Source organism: Leifsonia sp. McL0607 (genome assembly GCF_049993355.1).
GTDB lineage: Bacteria > Actinomycetota > Actinomycetes > Actinomycetales > Microbacteriaceae > Leifsonia.
On record NZ_CP188253.1, the window covers coordinates 2,078,516 to 2,091,605 of the forward strand.

The following is a 13,090-nucleotide window of genomic DNA, read 5'->3' on the forward strand; positions in this document are numbered from 1 at the left end:
CGCGAACAACTGTGCTGCAGGAGGCCAGCACGGCCACCGGGGTCGGCTGGACGGCGGCCGCGATGCGACGCGAGCTGCCGGTGCCGGTGCCGGTGCCGGTGCCGGTGCCGACGATCGTGGTAGCGCGCACGCAGTGACGTTCGGGCGGCGTGCGGAAGTCGTTTCTGCGACGATTTTTAGTTGATTCTTCGTAAGGGCAGGCTTACCTTACAAAAGAGCCCGGCGCCCCGCCGGTGCGGAACGATCGCCTCCACGAAGGAATCTGCATGTCCCCCTTGGGTGTCGCCGCACTCGGAGCCGTCGCCGGTCTCACGATCTTCCTGGGCCTCCCGGTCGGCCGGATCCGCTCGAACGCCGTCGGTCTCAAGGCCGCGCTGAACGCTCTCGCGACCGGGATTCTGATCTTCCTGCTCTGGGACGTGCTCTCGCAGGCGTGGGAGCCCGTCGACAAGTCGCTCTCGTCGCACCAGCTCGGCCCTGCGCTCGGGCAGGGGCTGCTGATGGCCGCCTGCATCGGCGTGGGCCTCCTGAGCCTGACCTACGTCGACCGCTACATGAAGCGACGCGCGCTGGCGCTGGCATCGCCCATCCGGCCGCCGTCGGGCTCGGAGCCCGCACGACACGGGCACAGTTCGCATTCCGGCCCGGGCAGTCCCGGCCCCGGCGGCACCGCCACCACCACCGGTGTCGCGATCGTGGCGGCCACCGAGGCGGAGTCGCGGGCCGGCGCTCGCCGCCTCGCGCTCACGATCGCGATCGGCATCGGCCTCCACAACTTCGCGGAGGGCCTCGCGATTGGCACCGCGGCGGCGCAGGGCGAGCTGGCCTTCGCTGTGCTCCTGATCATCGGGTTCGGGCTGCACAACGCCACGGAGGGGTTCGGGATCGTCGCGCCGCTGAGCGGCACCCGGCCGTCCTGGGGCTATCTGGCCCTGCTCGGCCTCATCGGAGGCGGCCCGACGTTCCTCGGCACGATCATAGGGCAGGCGTTCAGCAGCGATATCGTCTCGATCGCGTTCCTCGGCCTGGCCGCCGGCTCCATCGTCTACGTGATCATCGAACTGCTCGCCGTCGCCCGCCGCACCGGGATGAAGACGCTGGTCGCGTGGTGCGTCTTCGCGGGTATCGTCGCCGGATTCGCCACCGACGCGATTATCACCGCTGCCGGGGCCTGATCCGCGATTCCCTCTGCCGCTCGGCGGTGATTCGGTAGGGTTGTCCCGCAGCCGAAAGGGAGGGCACGCATGCGCCAGGTCGTCGATTTCACGAACGTCTCGACGGAGGGCCTCGACTCGAGCCCCGTCGCGCCCGCCCTCGCCGGCCTGCGCGCGAACGAGTCGCGCTACTTCAAGAACAAGTACGACATCGACTTCGCGACGGCCCCCGCCGCGCAGGAGCACGAGGCGCTCGATTGGGTCAGCCGCATCCTCAAGGACGAGCGCGACATCGTGATCGCCTCGCCCGCTCTGGAGGTCACGTCGTTCGAGGTGGACGGCATCCGCATGGCGTACGTGTTCTACGAGTCGGGCCTGTCGATCAACGTGATGTACACGATCGACGACGCGGGCAAGCGCGCGGTCGGCTTCAAGCTGTCGGAGGGCATGGAGGTGCCAGAGGAACTGTCGGCGTTCAAGTTCGCGCGGCAGAAGTCGCGGCTCGCCGGCACGATCCGCGGCTCCTACTTCGTCATCAAGGGCGAATACTGAGCCTCGACCGCGTCGTGTCTCACGCCAGCGGCTCGACCTCCGCGGCGAGCTCGCGCCTGACGTCGTGCTCGATGAGCACCGGGATGAAGTCGCGGATCGGAGCGCCCGTGTAGTCCCCGTGGCGCTCGTGCACGAGGTCGACGATGCGGTCCCTGGGGACCATCGGGAAACGCGCCGCCAGCCGATCGACGGCGTGATCGATGGCGGCCTCGTGGTCGGCCGTCTCGCCGGGCGGTGCGACGAGCGTGATGTCATCGTCCAGCTGTGGCAACGAGGTGGGGGCTGCTTCGTCACTCATAGCGGGATTATGGCGCGCGTGACAGGGTGGAGGCTATGGATGAGATCGAGGTAGCGGTCGTCCGCGTGTTCACCGACGAGCGGGGCGCCAACGGGAACGAGCTGGGCATCGTGACCAGCTCGCCCGCGACGGCGCAGCGCGAGCAGGACATCGCGGCGGCGCTCGGGTTCAGCGAGACCGTGTTCGTCGACGAGCTGGACGAGGCGGGCGGCATCGCGACGATCCGCATCTTCACGCCGGCCGCCGAGCTCCCGTTCGCCGGCCACCCGAGCGTCGGGACGGCGTGGTGGCTGGCGCACGAGCACACACCGGTCGGAGCCCTGGCCGAGAAGGCGGGAGACGTCGCGGTCTCCGTCGACCTCGATGCCGACGCGGCCTCCATCGAGGCCCGCGCCGAGTGGGCGCCCGCGTTCACCTGGCTGCCGCTCGCCACTCCGGCCGAGGTCGAGGCGCTCGACGCGCTCACCTTCACAGACGGGCAGCACTACGCCTACGCGTGGATCGACGAGGAGGCCGGGACCGTGCGCGCGCGGATGTTCGCCCCCGCGATGGGCATCGTGGAGGACGAGGCGACCGGCGCCGCCGCCGTCGCCCTCACCGCGAAGCTCGGCCGCGCCCTCCGCATCACCCAGGGCGATGGCTCCGAGCTCGTCACCGAGCCGCTCGGCGACGGCCGCATCCGGGTCGGCGGGACCGTGGTGTACGACCGCACCATCGACGCCACCCTGTGAGCGTCGAGCTCTTCCCGGTCGGCGCGCCGGGCGACGGCGCGGGCGGCGACGGCGTTCGGGGCGACGGCCTGATCGGCGTCGCGGCGACCGGCGACGGCGCGGTGTGGTTCGCCCTCAGCGACAGCGGACGGGTGGGCCGCCGCGACGCGGACGGAACGCTGGCGTACCTTGAGCTCGGCGCGGCCTCCCAGCCGGTCGGCATCAGCACGGCGACGGAGGACACCGTCTGGGTCGTGGACCGCACCGGCGGTCGCCTGGTACACGTCGGTCCGGGCATCCGCGTGATCGGGGAGACGGCCGTCCCATCGGCCGACGCTCTGCCACTTGCCTCGGTGACCCTCCCGGACGGGACCACCTGGTTCACGGAGGCGTTCGGCGACGCGGTCGGACGCATCGACATTCTGGGGTGCGTCGAGGAGTTCCCGGTGGGGTCGGAGGGCGGCCCCTCCGGCATCACCGCGTCAGGGGAGAGCGTGTGGTTCGCTCTGCAGGGGCACCGGCCGGCGCTCGGTCACGTCCGCGGCGGCGACGCCGCGATCGAACTCGTGGCGCTTCCGCTGGGCTCCGGCCCCCTGGGCGTCGCGGTGGCCGACGACGGCTCGGTCTGGACGGCGCTGCACGCGGCGGACGCTCTGGCGCGCGTCGCCCGGGACCGCACGGTGACCGTCCTCCCGTTGGAGGAGGGCGCGGATCCGTTCGCGGTGGTCGCCGACGACGCGGGAGGAGTCTGGGCATCGCTCTGGGGGGCGGACGCCCTGGTGCATGTCACGTCCTCCGGCGACCTCGAGCGTGTCGACCTCCCCGACGGCGCGGGTCCGCGCGGCCTCGCCGTCGCGCCGGACGGCGCGGTCTGGGCGGCCCTCGTGTCGGGCGAGCTCGCCCGCGTCCGGGCCTGATCGCGGCCGGCGGCTCGCGGCCAACGGAGGACGTCCCTCTCCCGACCGCCCCGAAAGGCAGCGAACGGAGGAGACCCGAGGCGTTCCCGCCCCGCGTCCCCTCCGTTCGCGTCAGCGTCTACTCGGCAACGCCCACGTACTCGGCGGCTTCGTCGGGGTCGGCGACCCCGGCCTCCAGCCGCGCGCGCAGCGCGACGCCCAGCCCGGCGTCGACGTTCGTCCAGTACTGGATCGCCCGCTCGCGGATGTCCTCCCGCGTCACACCGCCGACCGCTCCCGCGATCGTGTCGAGGAAGCGCTCCCGCGCTGCCTCAAAGAAGACATCGCGGTAGAGCGTGCCCGCCTGGCCGAAGTCGTCGTCCTCGGCGTGCAGGGTGGCTGCAGCACGCACGAGCGCGCCGTCCGACTCCCACGAGCCTTCGCCCGCCGCCGCAGCGGAGGCCGACGGCCCGCCGAACGAGTTCGGCGCGTACACCGGAGCCGACGCAGGCTTGAAGCCATGCCGCGCGGCGCCGTCCTGCGAGTAGTTGTGCACCGAAGCGACCGGGGCGTTGACCGGCAGCTCGTTGTAGTTGGTGCCGACGCGGTAGCGCTGGGCGTCCGGGTACGAGAAGACGCGCGCCATCAGCATCTTGTCGGGGCTGATGTCGATGCCGGGAACGGTGTTGGCCGGCGAGAACGCCGCCTGCTCGATCTGCGCGAAGAAGTTCTCCGGGTTCTCGTTGAGCGTGTGCACGCCCACCTCGATGAGCGGGTAGTCGCTGTGCGGCCACACCTTGGTGAGATCGAACGGGTTGAAGCGGTAGGTCTTCGCGTCCTCGTACGGCATCACCTGCACACTCACCCTCCACGCCGGGAAGTCGCCGCGCTCGATGGCCTCGTAGAGGTCGCGACGGTAGTAGTCCGCGTCCTCGCCCGCGATGCGTTCGGCCTCGGCGCCGTGCATCTCCTCGTTGCCCTGCAGCGCGTGGAAGTGGTACTTCACCCAGAAGCGCTCACCGGCGGCGTTGATCCACTGGTAGGTGTGCGAGCCGTAGCCGGGCATGGTCCGCCACGAGCGCGGGAGGCCCCGGTCGCCCATGAGGTACGTGACCTGGTGCGCCGACTCCGGCGACAGGGTCCAGAAGTCCCACTGCATGTCGGCGTCGCGCAGCCCGGAGCCGGGGAGGCGCTTCTGCGAGTGGATGAAGTCGGGGAACTTGATGCCGTCGCGGATGAAGAAGACCGGTGTGTTGTTGCCGACGATGTCGTAGTTGCCCTCGGTCGTGTAGAACTTCACCGAGAAGCCGCGCACGTCCCGCCAGGTGTCCGGGGAGCCCTGCTCGCCAGCGACCGATGAGAACCGCTGCACCGTGCGCGTCGTGGCGCCCGGCTGGAACACAGCGGCCTTCGTGTAGGCGGTCACATCGCCGGTGACGACGAACTCGCCGAACGCGCCGCCGCCCTTGGCGTGCACGATCCGCTCCGGGATCCGCTCGCGGTTGAACTGCGCGAGCTTCTCCACGAGGTACCGGTCGTGGAGGGCGGTGGCTCCGTCCTGCCCTGCCGTCAGCGAGTGCGCGTCGCTGCCGACCGGGGTGCCGGTCTGGGTGGTCGTGTGGTACTGCGTCATGGTTCTCCTAACCTCATCCGGCGTGCGACGGGGCTGTCGCCGCACGCTCCTGACAGGACGGGCACAGTCCCCAGAAGGTCACCTCTGCCGTGTCGACCAGGAACCCGCCGGCATCCGACGGATGCAGGCAGGGCGCGTGACCGACGACGCAGTCGACGTCGGCGACCGCCCCGCACGTCGTGCAGACGACGTGGTGGTGGTTGTCGCCGACGCGGCGCTCGTAGAGGGCAGGCGAGTGCGCCGGCTCGATCCGGCGGAGGAGGCCGGCGACCGTGAGGTCGCCGAGCACATTGTGGATGTTCTGGATCGAGGTGCCGGGCAGTGCGGTCAACACTGCGCGGTACACCGATTCCGCATCCACGTGGGGGTGCGCACCGAGCACGCGGAGGACGGCGAGCCGCCCTTGCGTCACACGGAGCCCGGACGCGCGGAGCGCGTCCTCGTGCCGTGCCGTGTCCATGCCTCCACGCTATCGGCGCAGTTTTGACTTATTCAAAACAGCTGGGCATCCCGGGCGTGGCGCGACCGGCTGGGGAAGGGGCTCAGCGCAGGATCGACTCCATCTTCTTGCCCCGGGCCACCTCGTCGACGAGCTTGTCCATATACCGCAGCTTCCGCATCATCGGGTCGTCGATCTCCTCGACCCGAACGCCGCAGACGACCCCGGTGATGAGGGAGGCGCGCGGATTCAGTTCGGGAGCCTCCTCGAAGAACGTCTGCAGGTCGACGCCGCGGTCGATCGCCGACATCAGCCCCTTCTCGTCGTACCCGGTCAGCCAGCGCACGACTGTGTCGACGTCCGTGCCGCTGCGGCCCTTGCGCTCGACCTTGGCGACGTAGAGCGGATAAATGCTCGCGAAGCTCGAAGCGAAGACCTTGTGCATGACCTCCAGAGTAGCTCGCGTGAGGCCTCGGATTGGGGTACCGCAGCTCTGTCCCGTAGTCTTTCATGAGACATATCGATGAGATGGAAGATGGTCCCATGACGCACGAGTTCCAGGTCGAGGCGCTGGACGTCGGGCTGCGTGTCGAGGTCGCCGGGATGTCCCGTACCGACTTCCGCCGGCTGTGCGCTCAGTGGAGACGGGTGGCAGGTCATGGGACGCCCTCGGCGACGATCTCCGCCGTCCTCGGGGAACGAGTTGCCGGTGCGAACATCTCCGGTCTGGACTTCGACGAGATCAGCGTCGCGTTGCGGCAGACGATCAACCGCCGGGCGATCGAGAGTCGGCGGAAGGAGCTCCTGATGCTCCACGCCGCGGGTCTGGCCGATCCGGAGACCGGCGACGTCATCGCCCTGATCGGTCCGTCGGGCGCCGGCAAGACGACAGTGGCATCGACTCTCGGCACGGTCCTGGGCTATGTATCGGATGAAACGGTCGCCGTCGACGCTGCAGGCAGGGTGCACCCGTTCCCGAAGCCCCTTGCTATCAAGCAGCGCCACACCCTGCGCAAGCGGATCGCCGGCCCCGACGCGCTCGGCCTGATGGAGGTGCACACGCCGCTGCGGCTCACCCGCCTCGCCCTCCTCGACCGTCGCGAGGAGCGGGTGGCCCCGACGGTCACGACACGGGGCCTGGAGGAGGTCGCGGATTTGCTCATCGAGCAGACCAGCTATTTCGCGTCGCTTCCCCGAGCGCTGCAGCGCTTGGATGCCCTCGTCCGGGTCTCTGGCGGTGTGCACGTGATCCGGTACCACCACGCGGCCGACCTGGTCGAGCCGGTGTCCGAGTTGCTGAGACGGCCGGCCGTGCACCTGTCACCCGTGGAGGTGGCGGACGTGAGCGGGTCGGCGGCCGACTCCGGCACTCTCCTTCCCGGATCGTACGGGCGCGCTGAGATCGACGACTGGATCGAGGTCGGCGGCGAGGTCTTGGTGCTGTCCGACGGGCGGATCTCGCGGTTGTCCCAGCTCGGCTCATTGCTCTGGATGGCGCTTCGAACGCCGCTGCCCGTCGAAGAGCTCGTCGCCCGCGCCGAGGCGGCCTTCGGTCCGGCGCCGGACGACGCCGCCCGCATCACCGTCCATATGCTCGACGACCTGACTGCCGCCGGGCTCGTGCGAGTGGTGAATCCGGACGAAAGCCTGCGTGACAACGCCCGTCGCGACGAGATGAGCCTGCGACGGGGTTAGTCGCTACCGCGAGCGTGACCGCAGGCGCGTCTCTTCGATGTCGAGCATCGACTGCGCCTCGCTGAGGATGCGCGACGGGTAGGCGCCGCGTGCGCGTTCCACATGCAGGCGGTCGCGCTCGGCGTCGACCACCGCGAGCCGGAGCGTGCGGTAGACGTGGTGCGGGCGACTCTCCGGAGGGGCGTCATAGAGCACGATGCGCTCCCACGCCGCCTCTGCGCGGAGGTACGTGGTCTGGCGCACCCGCTCGACCACCTCGGGGTCGACGGGCGCCGGTGTGCCCGCTGCGGCCTCCGGGTCGTCGAGAACCGCGAGTCCCGCTTCGCTCAGGTCGTCGAGCAGCTCGGCGAGGAGCCTCCGGTCGTCTTTCACGTCGACGCCCTGCACTCCCAGCAGCTTGATCAGCCACGGCAGGGTTCCGCCCTGGACGATCAGGCTGACGAAAGCGACGGTGAACGCGATGAGGATGAGCTGAGGCCGGTAGGGGACGTTGTCGGGCAGCGACTGCGCTGCAGCGAGCGTGACGACGCCGCGCATGCCGGACCAGCCGAGCACGACCCCACCGCGCCAGCCGATCGCCTCCTGCCGGAACTCCTCCAGGTCGCTCCGATGCCGGGTGTAGCGCTGCTCGGCTCGCTGCTTGCGTTGAGCCTGCCATCGATAGCGCACCGGATGGTCGCGGAAGTAGCTGATCAACAGCCATTCCCGCAGCACCAGCTTCTCCGCGTGCTCGCCGCGTTTTCGGAGGAAGAAGATGAGCGGCCCCATCAGCACGAACCGGATGACCACGAGGGCGGCCATGGCGATCAGGCCGATGCCCACGGCGTCCCACACGCTCAGGGTCTCGGGGTGCTCGACATCGGCGATGAGAGTGCGCAGCTCGAGGCCGATGAGCAGGAAGACGCCGTTCTCGAGCAGGAACTGGATCGTGCGCCAGTTGATCTGGTCGCTGATGCGAGCCTGGGCGCTGAACTGCCGGGGCGCGGCATGCCCGGTGTAGAGGCCGGCGATGACGACCGCGAGAACGCCCGACCCGTGCAGCGCCTCGGTTGGCGCGAAGGCTGCGAACGGGACGACGACCGACAACGCAGTGTCGAGCACCGGGTCGTTCAGTTTGGACCGAACCCACACCGACACGAAACCGACGACCAGGCCGATCACGAGCGCGATGATGACCGCGGAGAAGAAGTCGAGCACGCCGTCGATCGGCGTCGCGAGGGTGCCGACTGCCGCCGCGAGTGCCGTGCGCAGCAGCACGAGCGCGGTGGCGTCGTTGACGAGCCCCTCGCCCTCGAGCACGGTCAGCAGACGCGGCGGGAGGCCGAGCTTGCGGCCGATGGAGGTCGCCGCGACCGCGTCGGGCGGGCTGATGATCGCGCCGAGCGCGATCGCCGCGGCCAGGTTGAGGTCGGGCAGCATCGTGTACAGCACGAAGCCGGAGGCGAACGCCGTGACGACGACCAGGAAGACCGAGAGGCCGGCGATCGGCGCGAGGTTCCTGCGGAAGTCGGTGAGCGGAACGCTGATCGCCGCAGCATAGAGAATCGGCGGCAGCAGCCCGTCCAGGATGATCTCCGGCGGGACGCTGATCTCCGGCATGCCGGGCAGGCCGGAGAGCGTGACACCGACGATCACGAGGATGATGGGCGCGGCGACGCCGAGCTTGCGGGCGAAGGCCGCGACGCCGACGATCACCGCGACGGCGATCACAGCATAGACACCGAGCTCCATGACTCAAGCCTATGGAAACTCTCAGGGATCGTGCGCCACGTCGCACTCGTGCCGAGGAGCCGCGCGACCGGATGCCGCGCGGCTCCTCGGTTCTTGCCGAGCGTCTGCGGGCGCTCAGCGCCGCCCGTCGCCTGCCCGCTGCGGCGCCCCGGAGGCCAGGGCGAGTGTCTGCTGCAGTGCGGTGTACTCCGGCTTCGGCTGCAGGTTCTCGTCGTAGATATCCGCCGCTCCTTCACCCGGGAAGACGGCGGGCACCCACGAGTAGCCGTCGCCGAAGCCCCAGACCGTGTACGAGATGCAGGCGCGGACGGCGAGGCAGGCCTGCATGGTGGAGGTGTAGGCGGCGACCTGGGCGTTCTGCTCCACCGCAGTGACGGGGAGGGTGGTGCGCACATCCACCTCGGTCTCGGCTACCTTCAGCCCGAGCCCCGCGAAGCGCTGCAGGTTGTTCTGCAGGTCCGGCAGCCCGTACTGGGTGTCGAGGTGGGTCTGGAATCCGACGCCGTCGATCGGCACGCCCTGCGCCTTGAGTTGCTGAACCAGGCTGTAGACCGCGTTGCTCTTCGGGCCGGTGTACTCGATGTTGTAGTCGTTGTAGAACAGCAGCGCCTTCGGGTCCGCGGCGTGCGCCCAGCGGAACGCGTCCGCGATGTAGCCCGGGCCGAGCTTCTGCAGCCAGATGGTGTTGCGCAGCGTCCCGTCGTCGTTGAAAGCCTCGTTGACGACGTCCCACTGCCAGATCTTCCCTCTGAAGTGGGTGACTTCGTCCGTGATGTGCTTCTTGAGGATGGCCCGGAGCTGGTCCGGTGTCATCGACGGTGCGGCGGCGGTCAGCCAAGCGGGCAGCTGGTTGTGCCAGACGAGGGTGTGACCGCGCACGAGCTGGCCGTTCTGCTGGGCGAAGGCGACGAGCTCATCGGCGGCCGTCCAGTCGTACGTGCCCTGGGTCGGCTCGACGGACTCCCACTTCATGACGTTCTCGGGGGTGACGCTCGAGAACTGCGTCGCGGCGATCGACCGGTAATCGCTGTTGGAGGCCAGGGCGTCCGTGTTGACAGCGGTGCCGACCCGAAGCCCCACGCGCGAGGCGAGGCTGCGCAACGAGTCGGATGAGGCGGAGGTCTGATGACCGGGCGCTGCGGGAGGTGTCGCGGGCACGGCGGCGAAGGCCGCGCCCTGCGCGAGGATGACTGCTCCGGCGCCGATCACCGCAGTGGTGATGAGGCCGGCTCGAAGGCGAGCTGACACGCTGATACTCCTTTGTATGCGACCGCGCGCCGACGGGGAGCCCGCGGCGTCGCGACTGTCCGAATATGTTGCGCGAGACAGCTAATTACACCCGCACGCGCGGGTCAAACATTTTGGAAAAGCTTGCGTTTTCGCAGTCGACGTGGTGGAGGTGGGCGCTTCACCGGGCGAGCAGGCCGACGGGAACCTCCCCCAGTTGCTGCGCGCCCCCGGCGTCCGCCCGGAACTCCGGAGATCGGGCCGAGACTGGCCCGGATGTCCGGAAGAACCGACACCCACGCAGCGTGTCACGCACGACCTCCGGAGTTGCCGACCGCCGTCAGGCGCGGGCGGCCGCCTCGCTCCGCCAGCGCGCGAGCAACTGCCACGGGTCGGGCACCCGCAGCGACTCGACGTGGGCGAGCAGCATGTCGTCGGTCTCGAACCACTCCGTGCCCGGGATGCGCAGCGCGGCGAACTGCGCGTGCCTCCGTTGCTCGACCGTGCGGTCGCCGCGCTCGAACGCGAGCACCTCGTCGTGGGGGAGGCTCGTGAACCGCTGCGCGGGGTTGGCCGAGGTGCCGATCTTGATGCGGTCGCGAAACCGCAGGTAGTAGACGACGTCCACCCGGGAGGCCGACGCCCCGTCGGGCGGGAGCTCGCCCACCCTCCACTCGCACACCGCGCACAGCCACCCCGACGGGTAGCGCACCCCGAGCCTCGACCCGCAGAACGCGCACGGAGACTGCAGCAGATCGGTCTGACCGTATTCGGCCTCCACCCACTCGTGCGCCTCGAGCAGGTGCGTCAGGCACAAGGCGACCGGCGCCCCGGGATGCGCTGGGGCGCTGCACAGAGAACACGAGGCGGTCACGCCGCGAACGTACCGCCCGCCTCCGACACCGGGCGAACGCTCAGTGCGCCGTCCCGGCCAGCACCTCTCGTTGCCGCGCACGCCCCGGCTCGTCGTAGTACTTCGCCCACCACGCGTCCGTCGGGTCGAGCCCGACCGCCGCCACCACTCCGCTCTGCGGTCCCGGCGTCGGCTCGTGCGGCTTCAGCGACAGTGTGTACCGGAACCGGTAATGGTCGAACAGTCGCATGAACTCGGTGAGGTACGCCTCGGCCACCGCACTGTCTCCGCGGATGATCAGCATGTTCTCGTCGTTGCCGGTGGTGGAGGCCACGCTGAAGTTCGCCGAGCCGGTCACGACGACGGGATCGTCCCCGAGCGGGTCGATGAGCAGGTACTTGCTGTGCACGTACTCGACGTTGGTCGAGAGCGGGTTTCGCATCTCCTCCACGAAACCGGCCAGGGCGCCCGCGGGCAGGAAGGCGCCGGCCACGATGGTCGTCTTCGGGTCGGTGACAGTGGTGGAGGCCTTGGCCGCAGCTTTCGCGTCCTCGAACAGCAGGTAGCGGAGGGCGTCGTGCGTCCCGGGCAGCTCGTCGCCGAACCGCGAGTCGAGGGTGAAGGGGAACGTTCCGCAGGCGATCGTCTCCGCGCCTCCGAAGAGCGCCGCGTACCGGTCGAGGGCGACGCTGTGCGTGTGCGGACTGAACACCACCGAGACGCCGCTGGGCCACTCGTCGGGCAGTGCGTCGTTCGCGTCCACCCAGTCGTTCAGCGTGCTGGAAGGAGGGTCGCCGAGCAGCTGCTCCCAGTAGGCGAGGTAGGCGGCGGCGATCGTCGGGTCGTCGATCGAGTGGCCCACGTTCGACTGGCCGAAGACGCCGTTGGGGGTGAGGTTCGTCGACCCGGTCCACACCGCCACGGGTGTGCCGGCGTGGGAGGCGACGATGAACTTGTTGTGCGGGATCTTCGCGTGCGCCCGCCAGAGCGCGACCAAGTCGTCGATCCTCGCGGAGGTCACCGCGTCGTGGTTCTTCGGGTTCCCGTCGTCGACGATGAGCTTCACGGAGGCGCCGGCGCGCGCGGCGACGCCGAACGCATCGAGAACCGCCGGCAGCTGGAACTCGTAGAAGGAGCCGTGCAGCTCCCAGCTCGCGTCCTGCGCCCGGCCGATGAACGCCAGGAGGGCCTCCTCGAGCCCGCGGGAGAGCCAGATCCACGCAGCGTCGTTGGGGACGTCCTGCGGTTCGGCGTTGTGGAAGCGCTCCGCATACGCCTGCGACGAGATGACCCCGCGGTTGAACCACACGCCCTGCCGGTCGGGCTGCCCTGTCGAGATCGGCAGGGTCACGGTCTCCCGGGAGGTGAGCACCTGACCGGGCGCCCCCTCCAAGCTGTGGACGATGTAGGTATAGTCGTGGCCCTCCTTGGCGGTGTAGTCGCCCCAGAGGAACGTCTGCAGGGGGTTCACGTCGGTCGTCCACGTGCCGGCAGGCGCGGCGGTGAACCGGAGCCGATTGGGCAACCAGCGATTCTCGCCCTCGGTGTGGTCGAGCCGTTCGATGCCGAAGCCGTGGATGCCCGGCATGGTCGCCCGGTCGTGGTCGATCCCGATGAGCACGACGCCGTTGCCGGCGATGGCCTGCGCGGACAGCGGGCCGTTGCTGCCGGTGACTTTCATGAGCATTCCCCCCGACGTGACCCCCGCCCGGAGCATAGAAGGGTCGACCGCCGTCGCACCACCCCCTGCTCATGGCAGGTATCGCGGTTTCGCGCGAGCTTCCGTGACGCCGTGTTTCGCGGGTGAAACAGACGGTCACGCTGGCTGGACCGCGCTTGCGCACGGCAGCATCCTGGGCTGCATCCCGTCCCGCATCCGCTGCGTTCCCGACCCGCTTTCCA

Annotated in this window: 14 protein-coding genes; 6 read left to right on the forward strand and 8 right to left on the reverse strand. The window is 69.5% G+C overall.

Annotated elements, in window-relative coordinates; genetic code table 11:
• Positions 1–11 precede the first annotated feature (11 nt).
• The 3 genes from ACPPVW_RS10070 to ACPPVW_RS10080 all read left to right on the forward strand — a co-directional run bounded on the left by ACPPVW_RS10070 (position 12) and on the right by ACPPVW_RS10080 (position 1,706).
• Positions 12–137 carry a hypothetical protein gene (locus tag ACPPVW_RS10070; protein WP_426622992.1) on the forward strand — a complete coding sequence of 42 codons (126 nt, stop codon included), beginning with the start codon at positions 12–14 and terminating at the stop codon, positions 135–137.
• A gap of 129 nt (positions 138–266) precedes the next feature.
• The gene (locus tag ACPPVW_RS10075; RefSeq protein ID WP_426622993.1) at positions 267–1,175 is read left to right on the forward strand and encodes a ZIP family metal transporter; all 909 of its coding nucleotides are present in this window, start codon (positions 267–269) and stop codon (positions 1,173–1,175) included.
• Positions 1,176–1,244: 69 nt separating this feature from the next.
• Positions 1,245–1,706, forward strand: a complete 462-nt coding sequence (locus ACPPVW_RS10080) for a phage tail protein (RefSeq protein ID WP_426622994.1) — start codon at positions 1,245–1,247, stop codon at positions 1,704–1,706.
• A gap of 19 nt (positions 1,707–1,725) precedes the next feature.
• On the opposite strand, the gene ACPPVW_RS10085 is transcribed toward ACPPVW_RS10080, so the two are convergent.
• On the reverse strand, positions 1,726–2,004 hold the full coding sequence (locus tag ACPPVW_RS10085) for a three-helix bundle dimerization domain-containing protein (protein WP_426622995.1): 279 nt from the start codon (positions 2,002–2,004) through the stop codon (positions 1,726–1,728).
• A gap of 35 nt (positions 2,005–2,039) precedes the next feature.
• Here ACPPVW_RS10085 and ACPPVW_RS10090 point away from each other — a divergent pair, with 35 nt between their 5' ends.
• Both ACPPVW_RS10090 and ACPPVW_RS10095 read left to right on the forward strand, forming a co-directional pair.
• Positions 2,040–2,735, forward strand: a complete 696-nt coding sequence (locus ACPPVW_RS10090; protein ID WP_426622996.1) for a PhzF family phenazine biosynthesis protein — start codon at positions 2,040–2,042, stop codon at positions 2,733–2,735.
• Positions 2,732–3,631: a virginiamycin B lyase family protein gene (locus tag ACPPVW_RS10095; protein WP_426622997.1), complete on the forward strand. Its 900-nt coding sequence runs from the start codon at positions 2,732–2,734 to the stop codon at positions 3,629–3,631. The genes ACPPVW_RS10090 and ACPPVW_RS10095 overlap by 4 nt, the downstream gene beginning before the upstream one ends.
• Before the next feature lie 118 nt (positions 3,632–3,749).
• On the opposite strand, the gene ACPPVW_RS10100 is transcribed toward ACPPVW_RS10095, so the two are convergent.
• The 3 genes from ACPPVW_RS10100 to ACPPVW_RS10110 form a co-directional block, all read right to left on the reverse strand.
• Positions 3,750–5,243: a catalase gene (locus ACPPVW_RS10100; protein ID WP_426622998.1), complete on the reverse strand. Its 1,494-nt coding sequence runs from the start codon at positions 5,241–5,243 to the stop codon at positions 3,750–3,752.
• Between the two features lie 13 nt (positions 5,244–5,256).
• Positions 5,257–5,703 (reverse strand): Fur family transcriptional regulator, encoded by a 447-nt coding sequence (locus tag ACPPVW_RS10105; protein ID WP_426622999.1) that lies wholly within the window; start codon positions 5,701–5,703, stop codon positions 5,257–5,259.
• 82 nt (positions 5,704–5,785) lie between these two features.
• Complete coding sequence (locus ACPPVW_RS10110; RefSeq protein WP_426623000.1) at positions 5,786–6,127, reverse strand: DUF2200 domain-containing protein; 342 nt, start codon at positions 6,125–6,127, stop codon at positions 5,786–5,788.
• A 98-nt stretch (positions 6,128–6,225) separates the two neighbouring features.
• Here ACPPVW_RS10110 and ACPPVW_RS10115 point away from each other — a divergent pair, with 98 nt between their 5' ends.
• Positions 6,226–7,377, forward strand: a complete 1,152-nt coding sequence (locus ACPPVW_RS10115; protein ID WP_426623001.1) for a PqqD family peptide modification chaperone — start codon at positions 6,226–6,228, stop codon at positions 7,375–7,377.
• A 3-nt stretch (positions 7,378–7,380) separates the two neighbouring features.
• Here ACPPVW_RS10115 and ACPPVW_RS10120 read toward each other — a convergent pair whose 3' ends face one another.
• The 4 genes from ACPPVW_RS10120 to ACPPVW_RS10135 all read right to left on the reverse strand — a co-directional run bounded on the left by ACPPVW_RS10120 (position 7,381) and on the right by ACPPVW_RS10135 (position 12,869).
• Entirely contained in the window at positions 7,381–9,108 is a 1,728-nt protein-coding gene (locus ACPPVW_RS10120) for a cation:proton antiporter (RefSeq protein ID WP_426623002.1), read from the reverse strand.
• Positions 9,109–9,222: 114 nt separating this feature from the next.
• Positions 9,223–10,356 (reverse strand): endo-1,4-beta-xylanase, encoded by a 1,134-nt coding sequence (locus tag ACPPVW_RS10125; protein ID WP_426623003.1) that lies wholly within the window; start codon positions 10,354–10,356, stop codon positions 9,223–9,225.
• A 319-nt stretch (positions 10,357–10,675) separates the two neighbouring features.
• The gene (locus ACPPVW_RS10130; protein WP_426623004.1) at positions 10,676–11,209 is read right to left on the reverse strand and encodes a GIY-YIG nuclease family protein; all 534 of its coding nucleotides are present in this window, start codon (positions 11,207–11,209) and stop codon (positions 10,676–10,678) included.
• Between the two features lie 40 nt (positions 11,210–11,249).
• Positions 11,250–12,869, reverse strand: a complete 1,620-nt coding sequence (locus ACPPVW_RS10135; RefSeq protein ID WP_426623005.1) for a phospholipase D-like domain-containing protein — start codon at positions 12,867–12,869, stop codon at positions 11,250–11,252.
• Positions 12,870–13,090 lie beyond the last annotated feature (221 nt).

Coding starts and splice junctions, on each gene's coding strand:
- ACPPVW_RS10075 (WP_426622993.1), top strand. CDS start 267: ATGTCCCCCTTGGGTGTCGCCGCACTCGGAGCCGTCGCCGGTCTCACG.
- ACPPVW_RS10080 (WP_426622994.1), top strand. CDS start 1,245: ATGCGCCAGGTCGTCGATTTCACGAACGTCTCGACGGAGGGCCTCGAC.
- ACPPVW_RS10085 (WP_426622995.1), bottom strand. CDS start 2,004: ATGAGTGACGAAGCAGCCCCCACCTCGTTGCCACAGCTGGACGATGAC.
- ACPPVW_RS10090 (WP_426622996.1), top strand. CDS start 2,040: ATGGATGAGATCGAGGTAGCGGTCGTCCGCGTGTTCACCGACGAGCGG.
- ACPPVW_RS10100 (WP_426622998.1), bottom strand. CDS start 5,243: ATGACGCAGTACCACACGACCACCCAGACCGGCACCCCGGTCGGCAGC.
- ACPPVW_RS10105 (WP_426622999.1), bottom strand. CDS start 5,703: ATGGACACGGCACGGCACGAGGACGCGCTCCGCGCGTCCGGGCTCCGT.
- ACPPVW_RS10110 (WP_426623000.1), bottom strand. CDS start 6,127: ATGCACAAGGTCTTCGCTTCGAGCTTCGCGAGCATTTATCCGCTCTAC.
- ACPPVW_RS10115 (WP_426623001.1), top strand. CDS start 6,226: ATGACGCACGAGTTCCAGGTCGAGGCGCTGGACGTCGGGCTGCGTGTC.
- ACPPVW_RS10120 (WP_426623002.1), bottom strand. CDS start 9,108: ATGGAGCTCGGTGTCTATGCTGTGATCGCCGTCGCGGTGATCGTCGGC.
- ACPPVW_RS10135 (WP_426623005.1), bottom strand. CDS start 12,869: ATGAAAGTCACCGGCAGCAACGGCCCGCTGTCCGCGCAGGCCATCGCC.